Source organism: Oceanispirochaeta crateris (assembly GCF_008329965.1).
Taxonomy (GTDB): domain Bacteria; phylum Spirochaetota; class Spirochaetia; order DSM-2461; family DSM-2461; genus Oceanispirochaeta; species Oceanispirochaeta crateris.
Genome location: NZ_CP036150.1, coordinates 3,295,355 through 3,316,641 on the forward strand (window position 1 = coordinate 3,295,355; position 21,287 = coordinate 3,316,641).

Genomic DNA, 21,287 nt, shown 5'->3' on the forward strand with positions numbered 1-21,287 from the left:
TCTTATAGTTTGAATAGAGCGGGAACGATCAATAGCCGTCTGAAGCAGCTCTGTTCACATCTTTTTTGTACAGTTCATTGTAAACAAACCCTCTTTTCCTCAGGTTCTCTTTTAATTCCTGAGGAAAGGGCATATCTCGCCAGAAAATACCCCGGACTTCCTTATCCAGCTTTTGAACTCCTTCGCCTTCTTTTGTGATCCAGAGTATATAGTCTTCTATAAATTTTATCCTCACATCGCCCCGCATTTTTCTATCGGAGAAGTACTGATAGTAATGACCCGTGAGCCCCTCTTCCATCCAGTAGTGCTGTGCCTTTTCCTTAGCCACTTGCCACCGTAGATCCGCTACTGCATAGAGCACTGCTGTTTTCAGGTCTTTGGGGAATAAGGGTATAGCAATCCTACCACGGCTGGTAGCTCGGTTATACCGTTCAAAGGGTTCCCAGCAAATCCCGTAATCACCATAACAGGGAATTAAAATGATGTGGGGGATAATTCTATTGGTTTTTTGACGGAATGTTCTACGGAACAGACCTGGGTCCAGTGCTTCGATATCATAAAGAAGGCGGATGACATTTTCCCTAGTCCCTATGGACTGAAGGCGGGAGGTGAAAAACTGGTTCATGAGGATGGGGAAGTGGTTCCCCTGTCTTCCGACACACAGTTTTGCCATCTGTCTGATACTGCTCGCTTCTTTTTCCAACTCTGAGGGATCTACATCAGAGATAGCACCGGAATCTTTTGCCTTTTTTTCAAGCCTTCGAAAGTCCTGATCGGCGCTGTTCAGCTGGTTGTAGTGGAGCGACATGTCTTTGTGGAGGGATAATAGCTCTCTAATTGTATTCAATGACGCAGATAAACTCTGATTCTGGCCTTCAGTATAGAGGCTTTCCAGTTCGCTGAATATTGAATTTCTTGTATGTTTTCCCAGTTCGTTGACACGTGTGCTTAGCTGTGATTCCAGAGAGCGGCGCTTATTTTGAAGGCTTAGGAGTGTGCTGAGGTGGGCCTCTCTACTCCCTTTTGCCTTATCCAGCTGCATCTTGATTTTCTGATCACCCGAACGTTTCGTGGGTTTCAGATCATCTGTTGCCAGGGGGGATACCATGCCGGAAGCAACTCTCTCCATCCATTCATCTACATAATAAATGGGTTCTCCCGTATCATTGTCTTCAATGATGCTTCCCAGCATAGCCCTTTGGTCTGCAGAAACAATGTTTGGCAGAAGAAGGCCAAAACGGAGGAGCATTCTCTTTGGTTCATGTTGCAGTTTTCTGATCTGGGATGATAAAAGACCATAGAGTTCCCAATACTGACTTATGAGCCTGGTTCTGAATTTTAATTTATCCTGAGGGTCGGTCGCTTTCAGGAACTGAGACATATTTTCATGTATATTGTGGGCCAGCTCTCCCACTCCATTGAGGATGGATTTGTAATAATTTGCATTGGAAAACAGGGGGTTGGGTTCCTGCTTTTCTTTTTCTGGAATGTAGAAGACTTCTTTGCTGATATCATCAAGAGGATTTTCTTGAGGTTCTTGTGCTGTTTCCCCTCCTTCATTGAAGAGGTTTTCATAATCTGGTGCATCATGAGCCGAAGGTTCATCAAGACCAAGTAGTGAAGCTATCTCCGGATCGATGTCTCCGGAAAAAATGTCGTCTACTGCCATTTTTCTTTCCCTGTCGATTGTAATCTCTATGGATAAAAAAAAGAGCTGAAGTTAACTGTATTCCAGTAAATCTTCAGCTCTCAAATGGAGGTGGTGGGAATCGAACCCATGACCTCGTGAATGCCATTCACGCGCTCTAGCCAACTGAGCTACACCCCCGTAAAGGTAAAGCCATATTAATGGCTTAACTGAAAGCTGTCAATATCTTCTTAGAATTTAAATTTATTGTATTCTATTCCTCCGATCAATATAATAATGGTAATGGAAAAACCCTCTGAGTACAGCCCCTTACTTGAAAAATTACATGAAATTCCTGAACTTCTGTATCAGGGAATGAAAAAAGTAATCAAAGGGCAAGATGAATTGTTAAGAATCTTTTGTGCAGGAATTCTTTCGGGAGGACATATCCTGCTGGAGGGATTGCCCGGGACGGGTAAAACGACCCTGGCTCAGACTCTTTCAGCCCTCATCAGTTCTTCAGAGTTCTCCCGTATCCAGTTTACTCCGGATCTCCTTCCCTATGATATTACAGGGGTTGATGTCTGGAACAGGGAACTTTCAGATTTTGAATTCAGACCAGGTCCTGTTTTTACTCATATCCTTTTGGCCGATGAGATTAACAGAACGACTCCCAAGGTTCAGGCGGCTTTATTGGAAGTCATGGCTGAGCAGCAGGTTTCTCTAGGTAGAAAAACATATCCCCTCAGGGATTTTTTTCTTGTCCTGGCCACTCAAAATCCTCTGGATCATGAGGGAACCTATGCTCTCCCTGAGGCTCAGAAAGACAGGTTTATGCTCCGATTGACTCCGGGATATCCCGATCTTGAGTCCGAGCTTTCTATACTAAAAGGGGATCCTTCCCGTTCTGTTCTACCAGAGCTCCAGGGTGTCTGTTCTGTCCAGGAGTTCCTGGACTGCCGAAATTCTGTGTCTCATGTCTTTTGTGATGAACGCCTTATGCGGGCCATTGTCAGAATCGCCGTCGCCACAAGAGAGCATCAGGATTTGAAATCCGGTGTTTCTCCCAGGGGAGGACTGATGCTGCTGGCAGCCTGCCGTGGTCTGGCATGGCTGTCGGGTCGAGATTATGTCAGTGATCAGGATATAAGGGATATGGCAGTTCCTGTGTTGGCCCATAGGGTCAATCCCGTTTCTTCTGAGGTGGACAGTTCCTCTATTATCAGGGATATTACTTGGAATGAGTGTGATGGGATTCTTTAGTCGTTTGTTCTGGTTCCGCCGATTCCGACCGAATTCTGGAGGCCTCTCTTTTTTTTTGTCTCCCTGGGAGTGATGCTTTGGTCCTCCCTGTGGGGTCTCTCAGTTCCCTTTGTCTCGGCAATGTCATTTCTTCTTCTCTACATCACACAGTTTTTTTCTTTTCTCTTCCTTCTTTTAAGAAAAAAAAATCAATTGATCTGTCCACGCTTACCCATGAGGATTTCTGATACAGAGGATGTTTTTTCATTCCTGAAAGGGTTAGCACAGATTCAAAATCTTAAGACTCTTATTTTTCTGGACCTTCAGTGGCAAGATTTCCGGCGGATGAAATTAAAAATATCCTGGAGTGGACAGCCCTATAGTTTGCCTCGGGGAGTGTATGATCTTTTGGCGTATCGTTTAGAAATAACCGATTGGGCAGGCTTTTTCTCATATCAAATTCACGGAGATTTTCCCGCACAATTGACCGTATTTCCTGGTGTAGAGAAAGGGGTCTCCCGTTCTTTAGAGACTTCCCTAAGGTTTTCGGAAAAGGATACCGTTTTTTCCTCCCTGAAAAACCAGGATTTTTTTGAGGCCCGGCCTTACTACCCAGGTGATGACCCCAGGCGAATCCACTGGAAAATGCTGGCCCGCCATGAGGAACTCTTTATCAGGGAGGGTAGTGGACTGAAACCTTTTAAAGAGTCTTGTCTTATTGTGGCAGAACCCGCTTTGGTGAGACAAAAAAAGTGGTTTCGATCCATTGAATCCTTCGATCGGGGAGACTCAGTTTTGAGAAGTTTATCGGGAGTGATGGAGTCTCTTCTTGAAAAGGATCTGAGGGTATCCGGGTTCTTTTCCGGGGACGGGGAGATCTCTGATTTATGGAAACTGAACAAAGAAGAAAGACAAGACCTCCTGGCCTCACTTCCTCCAGTGCCCCTTGGAACAACTCCTAAGATCCCCGATGTGGGAATCCTGCTTTGTTTCTTTTCTTCTCCTCCCAATTCCGATTTTATGCTCTATCTGGAGAATCAGTACCCCCAGGCAGTCAAATTTCTTTTTCTTCCCTTCTTGAACCGGGAAGAGAGAAGGGAGGGGTGGACCTTTGTTGAGGCTTAACCCTTCTATTCTGCATCTTTTGCAGCAGTATCTGCTGTTCTCCATCTTCTGGATGAATTTTTCGGCTGTTCTCTCCTTTCCGGCGGGGATACTCCTCATGGTTATCCTCGATTTCTTTCTGTTTTTTTCAGTTCATGGAATTCGTAAAATCTTGCCGGACCGGTTTGGGAGGTTTTTGGGAGTCCTGATTCCCCCCTTGTTTCTCCTCTTGTTTCCATTGATCCATGTCCTGTCTTATGCCGGGAAGGTCCTTCCTCTTCCCTATGATCTTCTTTTGTTGCAATTCCAAAGTTATTTGATACCTGTTCTCCCCTGTCTTCTTCTGGCAAGAGGACTTTCAGCTTTGGCTCGGAAGGGAAGGCTTGGACAGCTGTTTGTTCTGACGGCATATATCCTTATTCTTTCTCTCCTTATGGGCCGTTCTGATTGGAGGATGGTCCTCCCGTTGGAGAGTCTGACCCTGGCCTATGGGGCTCTGTTTTTATTTATATGCATACAGATTCTTCTCGTGTTGACCGGAGGAGAAAAGGGACGAGGTCTTTCTATTTTTCCCTCTATGCTGATTGTACTCTGTATACCAATTCTTGCCCTCCTGCCGCTGAGCAGGCATTACAGAAATGAGTCCAGGAGAGAAGGTGGCGGATTACTGGAGTCCTCTCTGTTTCGTTTCGATTTTTCTGATTTTCTCAGCCTTGAAAGCTCAATTTCCATGAAAGACGACCTTGTGTTTGTGATGAAACAAGAGGGCCTCCGGGATGACTTTCTGGTCCGGCGATTTGTCCTGCCGGAATATGAGGTCGAAAAAGGCTTTTTCCGCGTTCCCGGAGAAACTCTGGAGGCTCCTGGGTCTTTACAGGATGAACTCCTTGTGGGAGAACAATCGGGCAGTTGGAAGGCTCCTGACGCTACTTTGACCCGGAGAATTTCCCAGGAGTACTTTCTTGTGAACTTTGATTCTTCCGCATTTTTAGGGATGAACAGTCCGGTTTCTCTGACTCCTTTTGAAGCATGGGATCAGTCTTCTTTCTCCAGGATCTATGCTGTGGAATCCAAGGTCAGTCAAGCCTGGGGTTGGGATCTTCTGGAGTCTCAACCTCCAAAGGCGGTTTCAGGTGCAGATCGGGAATTCCTGGATTATTATACGAATTTTGGCTCCCAAAATGATATCCGGGATCTTGCCAGAAGCATCATAGCGGGTAAGAGTTCTTACTATGAGAGGGTGAACGCCATAGAAGAGTACCTGCAGCAGAATTATTTTTATTCTCTCAATCCAGGAGAATCTGCTGATGGAGATCCGCTAAGAAACTTTCTATTTGAATCTAAGAAGGGATATTGTTCATATTTTGCCTTCTCCATGGCTCTTTTATGCCGTAGTGCAGGAATCCCTGCCCGGGTGGCCTTGGGGTTTTGGGTAGATGAATCCAGTGCTGTCTTAGCTTATTATCCTGTGAAGGCTAATCAGGCCCATGCCTGGGTAGAGGTCTATTTTCCCGGGTTCGGCTGGATCGAATTTGATCCCACATCACAGACTCTTGCAGCTGGTGAAGATTTTCAAATTGCTCCTTTTTCAACTCAGGAACTTGAACCTTTTCTGAAGGAAATTTTGGAGAATCGGGATCAGTTAAAGATCGCAGAGGCCTCCGGGAGTTCTCCAGAAGAGGATAAAAAGCAAGGATTGTGGAATCGCCTTGGTTCCCGCCCGATCCTTTTAGGACTTCATGGTTTTATTATCCTGCTGGTTCTGCTTGCTCTTCATAAGTTGATCCGGAGAATTTTAGTTCTTAGACGACCTCCGGCTTCCAGAAAAAAGGCTTCTGTTTACTATCATCTCCATCTCATGCTGATAGAAACCACGATTAAAAGAAGACGGGAGAACCTTGAATCTATTCAGGATTATGTGCGTTCCCTGGACAAGGTGAAGGACGACGGGATCATTGAAATGACCGGATTGTATGAAAAGATCAGTTTAGGCCAGTCTTCTCTTGAGGACCTGCAAACACTATTTTGGCAGGGTGTTACCATGAGAAAATCCCTGTATTCAAAAAGCAGCAGGATCGGGAAAATTGAGTACTTGTATGCTCTTTTTTTGAAAGGGAGAATCTTGTGAAAAAGAGATGCCTGGTTCTGCTGCTTTTCATCAGCGCTCAGTTTCTGCTCTATGCTCAAGAGGAGCCTTCCGATCTTCTTGAAAGGATTCAGGAAGCTGTGGAAGAAGATTTCTTTGATAAGGCCCTGGACCTCATGGAAGAGGGCAGGAGGGAGTATCCAGAAGATTTTCGTTTCCCCATGGTTCGGGGAGACCTGTATCTGAGCCGGGAACTCTATTCTCTGGCCTTAGATTCCTACGTTCTAGCCGAGAATCAGAACCCGGATGACTGGGCTCTCAGGTATAACATTGCATCGACTCTGGGATACCTTGATCAAAATTTTCAGGCTCTTGAGTACTTGGAGAGTCTTCACCAGGAAGGCAAAGAGGGACTATTGGATGACATGGGTTGGATGTATTACAAAACCCACCAGCCTGAGAAGGGGATTCTCCTTATCCGGGAGGCTCTGGAAAATAATTTCGATCGAAACCTTTCTCTTACCCTGGGGACCCTTTATTCAGAAACAAATGAACCGGAGCTGTGTAGGCATTACTACCTCGAGGCTATTCATGACGCCCTTGAAGCACAGGATTCTTATTTTGCTTCCGTCGGTTATTACAATTTGTCATTGGCAGAAAAATCTTTCTATGACTACGATGCCGCCATAGAATACGCGTCTCACTCTCTAAAGCTGATGGATCGGTCGGGGGGACATCTGGCCTTGGGTGATTTGAACATGATGAGGCTGAATTTTTCAAGGGTGGAAGAGGAGTTTCTGAAGGCTATTGAGCTGGATAAAACTCCCTTATCCAGAAGCAATCTAGCCGCATTGTACCAAATGCGGGGACTCTTGCCCGAAGCCTTAAACCAGTTACAGAAGATAGATGAAAACAAGGAAAAATCCTGGATGTACTACTATGGTCTGAACCAGGAGCAGTTTACTCTTGATCTGTACAGGCAGTTTTATCAGGTATACCGGGGATTATTTCAGCAAACGAAGATCCTTGGAGAGTGGGGATTCAAGGAGAAAATCAACAGAAGCCTGCATGTCCTCTCCTATGGTCTCAAATCAGAGTATTATAAGATCTTGTATAGGATTATGGCTTTCAAAGAAGGACAGTCTCAGCTGGACGGGGGAAGTGCTCTGAGGGGAAGTCTTACATTGGCCGCTGCTGCCGAGGGATTTCCACCCCTATCCGATAAGTACTACGGCAATGCCTTTGCTCTAGAGGTATTTCCTCAGGCCTCTCCCTGGTACGATTTAGAAATAGGGCGTGAAAGACGAGACATTTCACGCCTCCAAAGAGCCTCTGAAACGTTTGATCCCCTCTGGGAAGTTGAGGCATTGGAGGAATCTTTCAGAGAAATGGCCCTTCTTTTGCAAGCGGGTAAATCAATGAAAAGAGACGATCTGATACTCCGTATCTATGATAAAAATCCTGGAGGCTTACTGCAGTATGGTCTTAGATTACCTTTGTCGCTCAAAATGAGCGGGTCCGAGCTTTCTCCTGGGGCTAAACGAAAAATTCGCCGTCTGTTAAAAGAAAGCGGATTTTCACTCCGGTCAGACAACAGGGGAATAGAGGGGAGATTCCTGACTCTAAGGATTAACATGGGCGATGCCTTTGCCTACACCCTTTCAGACAATGAGGGCTCAGTCCTTATCTCTGGTTCTGAGATCCTTCAGGAAGGCCATTCTCTGGAAGACTGGGTCTTGTCATTCCGCTCAGGGGTTTTCTTCCCCTGAAAAAATCCATGTGAGACAATCCTCCAGGATAACTTTGTATTTCTTATCTTTTTGATCCAGGTCATATTCGAAGGACCGTTTGCACTCATGGCAGCTTCCGCCCAGGCTGTGTTTTTTAAAGCAGTTCCGGCTTATGAATAGGGGTGGTTTGAATTCTTTTCCGGCTTTGTTGAAAAAAACAGGGATCTCTGAGCTGCTATATTCTATCCAGGCGTAAGATCCCGCTGTCTCAGAACCCATCAACTCTTCCATAAGGAGCTGGGCCTGGCTGTTTGCCAGGAGCATGCCGCTGTCTCCATACCAACGAAGGCTTGTATTCTTCTGAACCAGCTCCTGGTACATTCCTATATGGCCCCAGTTTCCAATTCCGATCAAGGCTCCCTCCGTACCAGTGGACTCAGAGATTTCCTTTAGGAATGATTTCTCATCAGATGGGAAAACAAGGGGACTCAAGGGCAGATAGGGGAGGCCATCTCTGGCAGAAAGCTTGGCTTTTTTGATATTCCCCGGAGTTAGAACGGGGAGGCGTGAGTCCTTCGGATTCAGCTCTATTCTGGGGGGCAGACTGCCTCTGTTAGAACTCAGCTTTGCTGCATCCTCAAGAAGGGATTCTCTTAGTTTCCGGAGTTTGTCTTCTTTTTGTGACCGTCGGACTTCATCCAGAGTCTTGTATATCTCCCGCCTGAGGTTCTTCAGTGAGCTCGGCGGAATAAATCGTGTGCTCAGATCCACACCATCCCCTTCCAGCTGCAGGGAAGACAGGCAGAAGTCATACTGTGCCGACTTCATGAATTCATTTCTGATTTTATCTTCAGGACCTCTGCTTCCGGTTGATTCTTCGGATTGAAAAGGGAGTGTCTTGCTGAATTGATACTCTGCAACCTTGAGAGTTACCTTCTCTGATGAAAGGAGAAGCGTCGCTGATACGGGTTTTTTGTATAAAGGGAGACTTAGCTCATTCAAGGACTTCGAATGAAGATCATGGGACTGGATCTGGAACAGATCCGTTCCTTTGGGTGGTGCCTGAAAGGGAATCGGAATCGTCACTTTCCCAGGTTCTAAGCTTGTTTTTCCTTTTATATCGAGTGAGAATGACCTGGCTTCGCCGCTGGAGGTGACAAACATCAGTCCATCCCTCTTATGAAGAGTTCTAGATGTCTCTATGGTGAGAGAATGACCACTGCCTCCAAGGGTCTTTCCCAGAAAAAGGCCTCTGTGTCCCGGATACTCTCTGTCTACCATGGACTGACCCTTGGTGGACTTCAGGTGTCCTATTCCGGAATTCCTTGAAAATGCAACTCTCAAGTTGTCTTCCAATGAGCTTATTTCTTCCGGGGAGCGCCTCTCCAGTATGGCTCTGTAATAACTGGCTGCGGCTGCTGCGTAGGCCGGAGACTTCATGCGGCCTTCTATTTTCAGGGATGAGATTCCTATCTCTTCCAGTTCCAATATACGTGTTCCAGCCCAGAGATCTGTGGATGAGAGGAAATATCCCCTGTCTTTCTCCCTTTCAAACCAGGTCCGGCAGACCTGGCCGCATTCGCCCCTATTGGCGGAACGTCCCAACAACATACCTGAGGCAAGGCACATCCCCGAGAAGCCATAGCATTGGGCTCCGTGAATAAAGACTTCAATCTCAAGATCGGGGAAGGCTGTCTTGAAGGCAGCCATCTCAGATATGGTCATCTCTCTGGGGAGAACTACCCGTGAAAATCCTAAGTCTTTGAGGACCCGAAGACCAGACAGGTTATGAACAGCCATTTGAGTAGATCCATGGAGGATTAAATGGGGAAAATTCCTCTTAATCATCCTGGCCAATCCTGGATCCTGCAGGATGATGCTGTCTACACCCAGGTCTTCCAACTGGTATAGGATCTCCATTATCCCGGCTAACTCTTCTTCCTTCAAAATTGTATTGAGGGTCATATAAATCTTTTTAGAATTCTGAAGGGTCCATTCACGGAGACGGCTTATCTGATCCAGAGAGAAGTTTTTGGCGCTTTTCCTGGCAGAAAATTCTTGGAGACCGCAGTATACTGCATCGGCTCCATTTTCCAGAGCGGCCATGGCGCTATCCAGGTTTCCTCCCGGAGCCAGGAGTTCAATTTTATTCATGATGAAATCTACCATTGGAGAGGCAACAGTGTATAGTTTTCTTATCGTCTAATCTGATAGAATCCTAATATGAGGATTTTGGCACAACCCCGGCTCTCTCAGCATGAACCTTGTCCCTATTTAGCAGATGAGATGTTTCAACAGGAGTATTTTGTCGGAACAGAGCTGGATAGGAGTGAATTCCAGTCCTATCTGGATCAACGGTGGAGACGTTTCGGGATTGTTTTTTTCAGACCGGTATGTCCATCCTGTAGAAAGTGCCGGCCCATCAGGGTTCTCGCCCGGTCATTTCTTCCGACGAAGAGCCAGAAACGCGTACTCAATAAAAACAGGGATACAAAGGTCATTTTCAGTCCCCTGAATTTCAAAGAAGAATTTTTCCGCATCTATGAGAAACACAGCCTCCAGAAATTCGGCCAGGAAAGCAGTCGGGAAGAGTTCATCAGAAATTTTTATAATCCCGGAGTTCCCTCATTTCAATCAGAGTACTATATCGATGGTGTTCCCGCAGGATTTGGTATCTTGGATGTCTCCTCCAATGGACTCAGCTCCGTATATTTCTGCTATGATCCTGATTTTTCGGAATACAGCCTGGGAAGTTTCAGTGTCATAGAGGAAATCAAACAGACCGTTTCTTTAGACTTGGAGTATTACTACCTAGGGTATTATATCGAAGAGGCTCCCAGAATGGCTTATAAGGGACGTTTCCATCCCCATGAAATACTGGTAGATGGTGTCTGGACGCCTTCGGAAATGTTAAAAAAATCCGTAGGAACTACCCAGGAAGTAAATATAGAACAGGAGCAGTAAGACTCCTTCGAAACGGAAAACTTTCTTATCCTGAACAATGAAATAAGCCATGATTGTGGCTCCTATAAAAATAGGTAGAGTTTGAATACGATAGCTTTCGGGAATCTTCAAGGGGCCGAAAAGAGCACTAACTCCCATGACGGCAAAGGTGTTGAATATGTTGGAACCAATCACATTCCCAACGGCAATGTCTCCCTTGCCTTTCCGGGCTGCCTGAATGGATACCATGACCTCCGGAAGGGAGGTTCCAAGGGCTACGGCGGTGACCGCTATGATTTCGGTTCCTATCATTAAAATTTCTGAAATGTTCACTACGGACTTCACCGTTACACTGGCCCCCACTGTGATCAGTGCAGGGCTGATTATGAGGATCAGCCAGTTGGAAAGGGATGGCTTTTTCAAATCCTCCGATTCTATTTCACTTTTTTGTTCTAAAATTTGTTCTGATATCTGCCCCTGTGTGATGGACCTGTACAGATAGAGGCCCAGGGCCACAAGACAGATCAGAGCCTCAACAAGAGAGAAGCTCAAGTCATAGGTCATCAGAGATATGAGGATGGCAGATCCGGCCAGAAAAGGCATATCTGTCTGAAAAATATCATGATTTATGGAGTAGGAACCGGCAAATAGAGCACTAACCCCCAAAACGAGGAAAATATTGGTGATATTGGAGCCTATGGCATTGGCAATGACAATTTCCGACTGATCATGCAGGACAGAGACAATGCTCGAAGCCAGTTCGGGAAGGGAGGTTCCAAATCCGATGATGACAACACCGATAATAAAAGCCGGCAGGTGGAAGTATATTCCTATTTTCTCTGCAGAAGACACAAACCAGTCAGAACTGAGGGTGAGAATCAGCAAACCTCCCGACAAAGCCAGAAGCCAGATTAGAAGTACCATGAAACCACCTGTTTTCGTTTTTTATTTATAATACTCACTGGACTCGATTTGGGGAAGTTCTGGGGAGATCAAATCAAAAATTTCCTATAAGGTCTTGATTATAAAGAAATTTCGGGTATTATATTGTTTCAGTAATTGCGAAAGTAGCTCAGTGGTAGAGCTCGACCTTGCCAAGGTCGATGTCGCGGGTTCAAGTCCCGTCTTTCGCTTCAAAAAAAAGTCGCATCCCCTTAGGTTGCGACTTTTTTATTTATAACTCAAATAGAGTTTCACCCGGAAGAAGCTGTCTGACTCTTTAGAAGTCCTGATATTTCCGGGCGATCTCAATTCTGCTATGACAATCCGTTTTTGTATAAATACTGAGGACATGGTTCTTAGCCGTCCCCTGTGAAATGAACAGACGCCGGGCAATTTCTTTTGTTTTTAAGCCTTTGATTAAAAGATAGAGAACCTCTTCTTCTCGGCTTGATAGACCATAGAGGCGGATAAAGTCCGTTTCTTGCTGCTTCTCCATGTCTATTTGGGTCTTCTCGTCTTCTTCTTCCAGTTCGCGAAGGCAGAACTCAAGCTCTCCAAAACGGATAATGTCGTTGATGCTCAATTTTTTTTCATCAACGATCCTGACTCCGTTTATATACGTTCCATTGCGGCTACCCAGGTCTTTCAGGTATACACCATCAGCGAATATTTTGATTATGCCGTGTATCCTTGAAACCGAGGGCGCCTGCAGTATGAGGTCACACTCAGTGCTGCGGCCAATCTGTGTTTCTCCCTTGTCAATGGGGATGTTCCATCGGGAGTCTCCTTTTATTAATCCCTCAAGAAACCATTTTGTTTTCTGCATATCCCATTATATACAGCAGAAAATGCTTTTTTCCATTACTGAATATGCCAAACGGTCTATACCGGAAGTAATACAGGGGTGATAGGATCAAAACATCTCCGCAGGAAGGAAGTAATTTGAATGAATACTGTAGTACAGACAGTTCCGGATATTGTTTCGGCTCACCTTAAGGAAGCGGCAACCAGGTTTGGATTGGAGAAGAATCCGGAGGTAGACCAGGCATTAGAACAATGCTGGACCGAAAAGATGGAAGTTTTCGAACAGGAAATGATCGACCTTGGTATGGATGAGGTTGATGATTTTGATCCTCTTGACGAAAGAGCGGCTCTTTTTCTGACTTATTCAGGATCTCTTCTGTCATTAAGCCCTCTCAGCCAGGGTGAGCGGGAAGTTTACTATACAAGTATCGGTCTTCGAAAAGATGTTCCCGAATCATTGAAGGTTGACCATGCAAATATCGCAGAGACAGCCTGTTTGGGTCGTTCCCTGTCATTCAAGGAAGGGCCCTTAAAACAGACCTCTCCTCTTTATAAGATCGTCGTGCCCCCGATGAGCCTTACCAAAGAGGATCAAACCTGTTTGATAGAAGATGCGGTTACGGTGATTACCGAAAAATTTGTAAACATGAATCACGATGCTATGGATGATCTTTAATCCTCTCTCTTTTGCCCGGACCTGAGGTCCTTCTAAGATGAGATGAATATCCCTTAAGGTCCGTGCAAAAGAGTATGATATGGCATTCTTCAGGAATGTCATGATTTTTTTTATGAAATAATCTTTTTGTATTGCCTTTGTTAGATCAGGTCTGATAGTTTTCCTCTATGAATAAGCCCAGAAAAGCCGAGTTTTTTTTAATCTTAGTCACCATCGTCTGGGGCGGAACTTTTATCTCCATTAAGGTGGCTTTAGAATATGTTTCTCCACTGCTTTTGATGGGACTCCGCTTTTTTTCGGCTTTTGTTTTTTTCCTCATTATCAACCCTGTCAAAATCTCCAGTCTTCACAAGGGAATGTTCATCAAAGGGAGCTGTCTGGGCGTCCTGATGTTTCTGGGATATGGTCTCCAGACTGTGGGGCTTCAGTATACAACGGCCTCACGATCCGGGTTTATTACCTATTTTTATGCACTCCTTGTCCCTGTTTTTCAGTTTCTTATTCTGAAGAAGAAGCCTCTGTGGGCTAATCTGGGAGGATTGGCTCTTGCCTTTCTGGGGCTCACCCTGATTACCGGAGGGCTGGGGAAGGGGTCTATGAACTCCGGTGACATGCTGACTCTCATCTCGGCTGGCTCCTACAGCATCTATATTGTCTGCCTGAATCTCTGGTCAACAGATGAAAATCCGGCGACTCTCACAGCCCTTCAGCTGCTGGTTACGGCTGTCCTGGCCTTTGTCTTTATTCCGGTCTTTGAAACACCCTTTCTGATTTCTCATCCTCTGCTTTGGTTTAACCTGCTCTACCTGAGTCTTCTGGGGAGCGTTGTCGCCGTCTACGTCATGACCCGGTTTCAGAATAGCCTGACTCCCACAAGGGCTGCTATCCTTTACTCTTTAGAGCCTGTCTTTTCGGTGATTCTGGCTGTGCTCATTCTGCAGGAATTGTTTTCTTCTCTACAGGTGATTGGCGCTGTTTTGATCATATCTGGTGTTCTTTTTTCCGAAATTATGGCTATTCATAAAGGAGTCCGTCAGGAAACCTAATTGACGATTCTACTTCTGCCGATAATGAAGTGTGGAAACTACAATGTTCGATTCCTATCATAATTCCGTATTCTCCCATCCTCTCTTTCGAAGCTTGAAGCTGAGAGAAAAGGAAGGGTTAAAAGAGTTTTACATCATTCAGGAATACCTGAAAGGTGAGCGGATCCTTTTTGAGGGAGATATCCTTGAGAGTCTCTACCTTGTTCTAGAAGGCTCTGTTTCGCATCTCAATGAAAAAAACGGCAGTCATAGCTACTTTACAGGTGATTTTTGGGGAATGGAAGCCATACTCCATCCCTGTCAGGAAAATGGTTCCTACAGAGCAAGAGAGGATACCATTATCCTCCGTTTGCGCTCTGAGGGATTTCGGCGGTTTTTGAAGCAATTTCCCCAGAGCCGTTACGGGTTGAAACCCCGGATAGATAAAGAGGGCCATCTCCTTTCCGGTTTTCCTGAATCCCTCTGGAAAGACTTAGGCAAGAATAAATCCGAGCTTGTATATCGGGGGAGAACCAGCAAGAAGAGTTTCTCCCTTTTTCTCCTGTTGCCCCTGAGTTTTTGTGTGACCGGACTCCTTCTGGCTCAGATCTCTCCATGGATGATTCTCATTAGTCTTGCCGGGTTGATTTTGGCCGGATGTGAGCTCTTTTTAAGGAGCATGATTCTTTATAGTGTCTCAGAGAAAACAGCGGTGAGGCGGTTCTTCAACTGGAGGAATTTTAGGTTGGATCAGGAGGAGGTCCCTCTGGATCAGGTTAAGAGTGTTCATATCAATGTAAAAGGTGTTGTCAGACAGATCCTGAATATGGGGGATCTCAGTATCCAGACGGCGGGAAAGGGACTTTTATTCAAAAATATCGACGATCCAAAAGGGTTGCAGAAGAAACTGATGGAGTTGAAGTCCAGGAGAGACTTTGAACAGCAGGGAGAACAACGGGAGGAGTTTCGAAAATTGGTTCGTCAGAATCTGATGGAGAACGTCGCAGAACACTATGCGGGGAGTCAAAGCCGTCGGAAAGGAGAACCTCTTCCTCAGCGAAGGGTGTTCAGAAAGTCTCCAGCCATTCTGATTTTTCAACTCTTTATTCCATTCTCTCTTCTGACTCTCAGCTTCTTCCCCTCCTTGCTGCTGTCTGAAGGCCCGGGGCGGGGCTTATCCCTCTTCTTCTGGATTATCCGGGGAGCCCTTCTCCTTAGAGCCCTCTGGATCAGCCTGGACTGGTGGAACGATATTTATAAAATAGAGCTTCCCTTTATCTGGGATATTGAACGGAAGCCTTTTGGTTCAGAAGAGGTTCGAACCCAGACAGATCTGGCAGGAGTTCTAAATGTGAGGGTTTCGCAAAAAGGATTGATTAGACTGATTTTGAATTACGGTGATGTTATCATCGAAACACCGGGGAACAGCGGGACCCTGGAATTCTATTCTGTTTGGAATCCTATGATGGTCCAGTCGGAAATCTTTCAGTACAGGAGTCAAATCTTGCTGAATAAGGAAAAAAATCAGCAAGTACAATCTATGAAACAGTTTGGAGAGTTCGCTCAAATTCTGAAACAGGTTCAAGGTCACCCCAGCTCTGTGATGCATGGTTAAATTAAGGCAGGTAATAATATGAAAATATATCGATATATATCCAACAATTATAGGAAAAAGATGTGTCTCTCCCTCCTGGGACTCTGTCTCATGATCCAGGGCTTGTCCGCACAGGAGGAAATCTCCTATTTCAGAAAAATTAGAGTCGGCCAGGATGAACGTATTCAGGGAGTCTATCCATTGGCGGACTCAGAGGCTCATTTTGTAAATTGCTATAGGATTTCATCTCTCCCAGATGGAAGAATCAGCAGGATAGAGTACAAGAGAAGGGGAACCTCCCTGAAGGACCCCCTTTTAGGTGTCCCGGTCATACAGTTCGGTTACAATGGAAATTATATCCGCAGAACTTATCTTGATTCGAGGGGGAAGCCTGTCCCTGATGAACAGGGCGTTTACTCTGTCCGGCTCAGACAGAACTCTTCTGGGAATGTCACCGCCATCTTCAATTATGACCGTTATGGAAACCTGAAGGCGAACAGCAAAGGGATTGCTTCGATCATGTGGGATGTCGATAAGAAGGGTAAAAAAGTTTCTGAACTCTATTTTGATCCCGAGGGAAACCGCGTTAGTGATAATGGGGTCTTTGAACTCCGTTATATCTATGATGAGCGGGGATTTCTTATTATGACTCTTCAGCTGGATGACCAGGGTATTCCTTTTGATTCGGGAGGGCGTCCGGCGGCCGTCCGCCGAGAGTGGGATGATGATGGTAATCTCGTTCGTGAAAGCTGGTATGACAGCTCGGAGAGGCCTGTCTTAAATGAAGATGGAGTTTCATCCACTGTCTACCATTGGGATGAACTGGGAAACAAAGTTTCAACCGTCAATTTCGGCATATCAGCTGAGCTGAAGGCCGATAGTAATTTGGTCGTTAGGTATCAATGGTTTTATGATGAGATGGGAAACCGCATCCGGGAAGAACACTATTCTGCCGAAGGAAATCTGACTGAAGATGCAAACGGAGTCGCCGTCTATCAGTGGATACATTATCCTCAGGGGAATGAGTTGGAGCAGAAAAACTTTGGAACAGCCCTGGAGAAGGTTCTGGACAATGACGGCTTTTCCTCATATCGATGGGTCTTTGATGAGCGGGGGAATATTGTCGAACAGAAATATTATGATGTTGATGACTCTCTTAAAGAGGACTATTGGGGCATTTCCATGTACCGGTACAAGTATGATGATTTTGGCAATATGATCGAGTCTCGGAGTTATTCCGATTATGATCAGTTGAAGGAGGATCATCTGGGAGTCGCCCTTTACCGTTGGAACTATGATTTGAAAGGGAACAAGCTGGAAGAGCTGCATTACGACGATGAAGAACGCCCTTCTGAGAACAGCCAGGGTATTGCTTCCTATACCTGGGAGTATGATGACGAGAATAATGCTGTCAGCCAGAGTCAGTTTGGGCTCTACGGCCAGTACAAGGCAAACAATGATGGTGTTGCCATTTACAATTGGAGTTATGATAAGTACGGTAATCCTCTGACCGAAACCTATTACGGCATTGATGAGCAGCCCGTAGAAAATAGGGAAGGGACCGCCGGAGCTGTCTGGGTGTATGATGACCGGGGAAATCCTCTGAAGACATCCCGGTTCAGCAGGAAAAAGCTGCCTGCCGAGCTAACAGATTAGTCAGAAAGAGGGACTTCGTTTCCTTTTATCTTGATTGCTCTACACCGCATCTACGGCAATGCTCATGAAGGGGACATTGAGAGCATTTCGGACTCCTGGGAGTGCATATCTGTTGACCAAAGAGAACCAGAAGTTCGTTGATGGGTATCCAGTACTCCCGGGGCAGTATTTTTTCAAGGGCAGGAACAGAATCATCAGGTTTGTTCGTCTTTACCCAGCCCATGCGGTTTGCAATCCTATGGACATGAATATCCACACAGATAGCAGGAATGGCAAACCCGAGGCTAAGCACTAAATTAGCAGTCTTTAAGCCTACTCCGGGAAGAGCCAGCAGGCCTTCCTTGCTGGAGGGAACCTGGCCGCCCAGGTTCTGGACGATCTCTTTGCTGATTGTGAGAATATTTCCTGATTTGACCCTGAAAAACCCGCAGGGATAGATGAGTGCTTCAATTTCTTCCTGACTCAGTTTCATCATGGCTTCAGCTGTGTCCGCGGATTCAAAGAGCCTGCGAGAGGCTTCAAGGGTTACCTCATCCCTGGTTCTCAGAGAAATGAGTGTGGATATGAGGATTTTAAAGGGAGATCCCTCCTCATTCCCGATAAGAGAGACCGATGGGAGGTCGTATCCCGTCTGAAAGTCTTCCAGAATCTTAAAAATTTCAATCCACTTGATTTTCATTTTCAATCAGAGGGGTAGAAGCAGAACGGTGGCCAGGGCTTCGATGGCGAGGTCCTTTCCGGTGGCATCCTGTTTCTCTTTGGTCTTGGCTTTAAAGGAGATACAGTCCAGTGGAATCTGGAGATCTTCTTGTAATGAGGCTCTAATCGATTCCCTAAAAGGCCCTAGTTTTGGCTTTTCCAGAATAACCGTGCAATCAATATTTCCAGGTTTGAATCCGGCCGCAGTCACTCTCTCCAGGGTTTCCCGGAGTAATTTCCGACTGGAAACATTTTTCCATTTTGGATCAGAAGGAGGGTAATGAGTCCCTATGTCTCCCTGGGCAATCGCTCCCAACAGGGCGTCGATCAGGGCATGGAGGAGGACGTCTCCATCGGAATGGGCATCTTCACCTCGTTCGCTGGGGATGGTGACTCCAGCGAGGATGAGAGGACGGTGTTCCACCAGGCGGTGGATGTCGTAGCCCATTCCTATTCTCATTTTCCTTTCAGGTCTCCCGGATAGGTGATCTTTATGTTTTCAGGATCTCCCTTGACTGTGTGTGCGGGACCGATATAGCGGGACCATATTTCAGAATCATCTATGTAGGAATCATCATCGGCATTTGCCTTCTCATGGGCTTCTAAAATTTCCTGAAAGGAGAATCCTTGAGGAGTCTGGGCGCTCACTGTGGATTTTCTGACGAGATGCTGCTCAATATCCCCGTGGGAATTCAGGATCTTCATGGCGCTGACCGAGGGGATGACAGGTGTGCTGTTGCCCCGTTCAATGGTTCCAGTTAGAACCCTCTCAATCAACTCTTCACTGATATGCGGTCTGGCTCCGTCATGGATGAGGACAAGGTCGCTATATGTTTCTCTGAGGGTGATCAGAGCGTTATAGACCGAGGCTTGTCTACTATCTCCACCCTGGACATAGCTGATGGGAAAATTAATCCTTTTTAAGGCTTTTTCCATCTCCTCTTTGTTTCCCGCGGGATAGGTGACGCAGATGTGATCAAACTGTTCAGAGAGAACAAAAGGAAGAACGGCCCGTTCAAGCACTGTTCTTCCTTTTAATACTTTCAGCTCTTTTTTACCCTTGCCTTTCATGCGGCTGCTAGAACCCGCGGCGGTAATAATTACGGCTTTTATCATATCATTCTGATTCTAGTTTGCTGAAGATCAGCTGCTCCACATCATCCTTGGATTTTCCGAGAGAAAATGAGATTTCATCGATGAGAAGTTTTAATGCACTGTCATAGAGTTTTCTTTCCAGGATGGGAAGTTCCTTGATTTTGCTTCTATGATAGAGAGTGGTAACAACCGTGGCTATGTCGGTGACATCTCCCTTTTTGAGGAGGTCAACATTCATCTGATAGCGCATTTTCCAATCTGTAGGAACTGGTTCATACTCTTTTGTGATTATTTCCAGAGCTTTTTTAGATTCCGCAGGGGATACAATCGCCCGGAGTCCCAGCTCTACGGCTTTATCAACAGGAACCATGACAGTCATGTCTGATACTTCAAGATAGATCTCATAGTAGAGAATCTTTTTACCCTTGAACTCTTTCTCTTCTATCTTCTCTACACGGCCGACACCCTGAGTGGGATAAACAACTTCCTGTTTAGCTTTGAATAGAGTCTTCACATTTTTTTCCATAGCCGACAGTATACCCTGCTGAGGTTTTTAAAGTAAACCGTAGCAGGGTATTTGAAAGGCATAATTTATTGAATTTTAAAGAAAATCAGACGCTGTAGGTAGAGGCTGCCACTCCGCCACCCTGGCCGGTCCAATCTGTGTGAAAAAACTCTCCTGCAGGTTTGTCCAGTCGTTCGTAACTATGGGCCCCAAAGTAGTCTCTTTGAGCCTGGAGTAGGGATGCTGGAAGGCGTGCGCTCCTGTATCCGTCAAAAAATGCCAGGGCTGAAGACATGGCAGGAAGGGGAATTCCCCAATTGACGGCCTGAACAACGACCCTCCGCCATGCGGCCTGGCTGTTTTCTATGATGTCTTTGAAATAGGGGGCTTGCAGGAGGTTTTCAAGGTCCGGTTTATCATCAAAAGCGGTCTTGATTGCTCCTAGGAATGTACTCCGAATAATGCATCCTCCTCTCCACATCAAGGCGATGGCTCCGTAATTCAGGTTCCATCCAAATTCCGCCGCAGCCTGTCTCAGCAACATGAATCCCTGGGCATAGGATATCAACTTTGATGCCAGCAGAGCCTGTTCCAGGTCTTTCAGGAAGGCCTCTTGGTCGGAGAGAGGTTTTTTTTCCGGAGCCGCATAGACTTTTGATGCCTTGACTCTTTCGTCTTTGAGGGATGACAGGCACCGGCTGAAAACTGCTTCGGCAATCAATGTCAGGGGTATCCCCGCATCCAAGGCGGCAATCCCTGTCCACTTTCCTGTTCCTTTCTGCCCCGCACTGTCTTTAATCTTCTCAACCAGAGGAAGACCGTCAGTATCTTTGAAGGCCAGGATTTCACCTGTTATTTCAATGAGGTAACTGTCTAAAGCACCCGTGTTCCATTCCTTGAAGATGCTGCTCATCTTGTCGTGATCCAGGTTCAAGCCTTCGGCCAGGAGCTGGTAGGCCTCGCCGATGAGCTGCATATCGCCGTACTCTATGCCGTTATGAACCATTTTCACATAGTGACCGGCTCCTTCTTCTCCCACCCAGTCACAGCAGGGGTCCCCATCGGCCTTGGCAGAGATCGCCTGGAGGATCTCTTTGATGTGAGGCCAGGCCTCAGGGTTTCCTCCCGGCATCAGTGAGGGGCCTCTTCTGGCTCCCTCTTCTCCTCCGGAGACACCGCTCCCCACAAAGAGTATTCCTTTTTGGGAGAGTTCTTTCATGCGTCGTGTGGAATCTGGATAGTGGGAGTTCCCTCCGTCGATGATGATGTCGCCTTTTTCAAGAAAGGGAAGGAGTTGTGAGATAACGCTGTCAACAACCATCCCTGCTTTGACCATGATCATGATCTTCCGGGGGCGTTTGAGGGTTCGGCAGAGTTCTTCCAGACTGGTCATTCCCAGGATTGTGTCCCTCCCTGAAGCATTTCCAGATAGAAAATCTTTTGTCACTTTTTCTGTTCTATTGTATACGGCCACTGTAAAGCCGTGGTCATTCATATTGAGGACAAGGTTTTGCCCCATCACCGCTAGTCCAATTAATCCTATATCTGCTTTCATTTCA

18 protein-coding genes and 2 tRNA genes are annotated in these 21,287 nt (G+C 46.1%); 10 read left to right on the forward strand and 10 right to left on the reverse strand.

The features are described from left to right. Positions 1-28 precede the first annotated feature (28 nt). Both EXM22_RS15060 and EXM22_RS15065 read right to left on the reverse strand, forming a co-directional pair. Positions 29-1,669: a hypothetical protein gene (locus EXM22_RS15060; RefSeq protein WP_149487309.1), complete on the reverse strand. Its 1,641-nt coding sequence runs from the start codon at positions 1,667-1,669 to the stop codon at positions 29-31. Between the two features lie 85 nt (positions 1,670-1,754). Further along, positions 1,755-1,828 (reverse strand) — tRNA-Ala (locus tag EXM22_RS15065). A gap of 102 nt (positions 1,829-1,930) precedes the next feature. Between EXM22_RS15065 and EXM22_RS15070 the strand changes: the two genes are divergently transcribed. From EXM22_RS15070 to EXM22_RS15085, 4 genes are all read left to right on the forward strand, one after another. Beyond that, the gene (locus EXM22_RS15070; protein WP_168203545.1) at positions 1,931-2,890 is read left to right on the forward strand and encodes an AAA family ATPase; all 960 of its coding nucleotides are present in this window, start codon (positions 1,931-1,933) and stop codon (positions 2,888-2,890) included. Positions 2,891-2,962: 72 nt separating this feature from the next. Next, a complete protein-coding gene (locus tag EXM22_RS15075) occupies positions 2,963-3,994 on the forward strand; it encodes a DUF58 domain-containing protein (protein WP_149487311.1) in 1,032 nt (343 codons plus the stop codon). A gap of 19 nt (positions 3,995-4,013) precedes the next feature. Beyond that, positions 4,014-6,101 carry a transglutaminase-like domain-containing protein gene (locus EXM22_RS15080; RefSeq protein WP_149487312.1) on the forward strand — a complete coding sequence of 696 codons (2,088 nt, stop codon included), beginning with the start codon at positions 4,014-4,016 and terminating at the stop codon, positions 6,099-6,101. Then, positions 6,098-7,828, forward strand: coding sequence for a tetratricopeptide repeat protein (locus tag EXM22_RS15085; protein ID WP_149487313.1), 1,731 nt, complete (start codon positions 6,098-6,100; stop codon positions 7,826-7,828). The genes EXM22_RS15080 and EXM22_RS15085 overlap by 4 nt, the downstream gene beginning before the upstream one ends. On the opposite strand, the gene EXM22_RS15090 is transcribed toward EXM22_RS15085, so the two are convergent. After that, positions 7,808-9,943: a peptidase U32 family protein gene (locus EXM22_RS15090; RefSeq protein WP_168203546.1), complete on the reverse strand. Its 2,136-nt coding sequence runs from the start codon at positions 9,941-9,943 to the stop codon at positions 7,808-7,810. The genes EXM22_RS15085 and EXM22_RS15090 overlap by 21 nt on opposite strands. Before the next feature lie 69 nt (positions 9,944-10,012). Between EXM22_RS15090 and EXM22_RS15095 the strand changes: the two genes are divergently transcribed. Beyond that, positions 10,013-10,753, forward strand: a complete 741-nt coding sequence (locus EXM22_RS15095) for an arginyltransferase (protein ID WP_149487315.1) — start codon at positions 10,013-10,015, stop codon at positions 10,751-10,753. On the opposite strand, the gene EXM22_RS15100 is transcribed toward EXM22_RS15095, so the two are convergent. After that, positions 10,700-11,656, reverse strand: coding sequence for a calcium/sodium antiporter (locus tag EXM22_RS15100; protein WP_149487316.1), 957 nt, complete (start codon positions 11,654-11,656; stop codon positions 10,700-10,702). The two genes, EXM22_RS15095 and EXM22_RS15100, sit on opposite strands and share 54 nt — an antisense overlap. Before the next feature lie 137 nt (positions 11,657-11,793). Between EXM22_RS15100 and EXM22_RS15105 the strand changes: the two genes are divergently transcribed. Beyond that, positions 11,794-11,865 (forward strand) — tRNA-Gly (locus EXM22_RS15105). 86 nt (positions 11,866-11,951) lie between these two features. On the opposite strand, the gene EXM22_RS15110 is transcribed toward EXM22_RS15105, so the two are convergent. Further along, positions 11,952-12,500: an FHA domain-containing protein gene (locus tag EXM22_RS15110; protein ID WP_149487317.1), complete on the reverse strand. Its 549-nt coding sequence runs from the start codon at positions 12,498-12,500 to the stop codon at positions 11,952-11,954. 120 nt (positions 12,501-12,620) lie between these two features. Between EXM22_RS15110 and EXM22_RS15115 the strand changes: the two genes are divergently transcribed. From EXM22_RS15115 to EXM22_RS15130, 4 genes are all read left to right on the forward strand, one after another. After that, complete coding sequence (locus tag EXM22_RS15115; RefSeq protein WP_149487318.1) at positions 12,621-13,154, forward strand: hypothetical protein; 534 nt, start codon at positions 12,621-12,623, stop codon at positions 13,152-13,154. A gap of 167 nt (positions 13,155-13,321) precedes the next feature. Continuing rightward, complete coding sequence (locus EXM22_RS15120; protein ID WP_149487319.1) at positions 13,322-14,200, forward strand: DMT family transporter; 879 nt, start codon at positions 13,322-13,324, stop codon at positions 14,198-14,200. Positions 14,201-14,243: 43 nt separating this feature from the next. After that, a complete protein-coding gene (locus EXM22_RS15125) occupies positions 14,244-15,794 on the forward strand; it encodes a cyclic nucleotide-binding domain-containing protein (protein ID WP_149487320.1) in 1,551 nt (516 codons plus the stop codon). Between the two features lie 18 nt (positions 15,795-15,812). After that, complete coding sequence (locus EXM22_RS15130) at positions 15,813-17,429, forward strand: RHS repeat domain-containing protein (protein ID WP_149487321.1); 1,617 nt, start codon at positions 15,813-15,815, stop codon at positions 17,427-17,429. A 25-nt stretch (positions 17,430-17,454) separates the two neighbouring features. Here the strand turns inward: EXM22_RS15130 and EXM22_RS15135 are convergent, their stop codons facing one another. From EXM22_RS15135 to gnd, 5 genes are all read right to left on the reverse strand, one after another. Next, a complete protein-coding gene (locus EXM22_RS15135) occupies positions 17,455-18,108 on the reverse strand; it encodes an endonuclease III domain-containing protein (protein WP_149487322.1) in 654 nt (217 codons plus the stop codon). Between the two features lie 6 nt (positions 18,109-18,114). After that, complete coding sequence (gene ispF, locus EXM22_RS15140; protein ID WP_149487323.1) at positions 18,115-18,588, reverse strand: 2-C-methyl-D-erythritol 2,4-cyclodiphosphate synthase; 474 nt, start codon at positions 18,586-18,588, stop codon at positions 18,115-18,117. Next, positions 18,585-19,244 (reverse strand): IspD/TarI family cytidylyltransferase, encoded by a 660-nt coding sequence (locus EXM22_RS15145; protein ID WP_149487324.1) that lies wholly within the window; start codon positions 19,242-19,244, stop codon positions 18,585-18,587. The genes ispF and EXM22_RS15145 overlap by 4 nt, the downstream gene beginning before the upstream one ends. Before the next feature lies 1 nt (position 19,245). Further along, complete coding sequence (locus EXM22_RS15150; RefSeq protein ID WP_149487325.1) at positions 19,246-19,749, reverse strand: CarD family transcriptional regulator; 504 nt, start codon at positions 19,747-19,749, stop codon at positions 19,246-19,248. 85 nt (positions 19,750-19,834) lie between these two features. Then, entirely contained in the window at positions 19,835-21,283 is a 1,449-nt protein-coding gene (gnd, locus tag EXM22_RS15155) for a decarboxylating NADP(+)-dependent phosphogluconate dehydrogenase (RefSeq protein WP_149487326.1), read from the reverse strand. Positions 21,284-21,287: the final 4 nt, after the last annotated feature.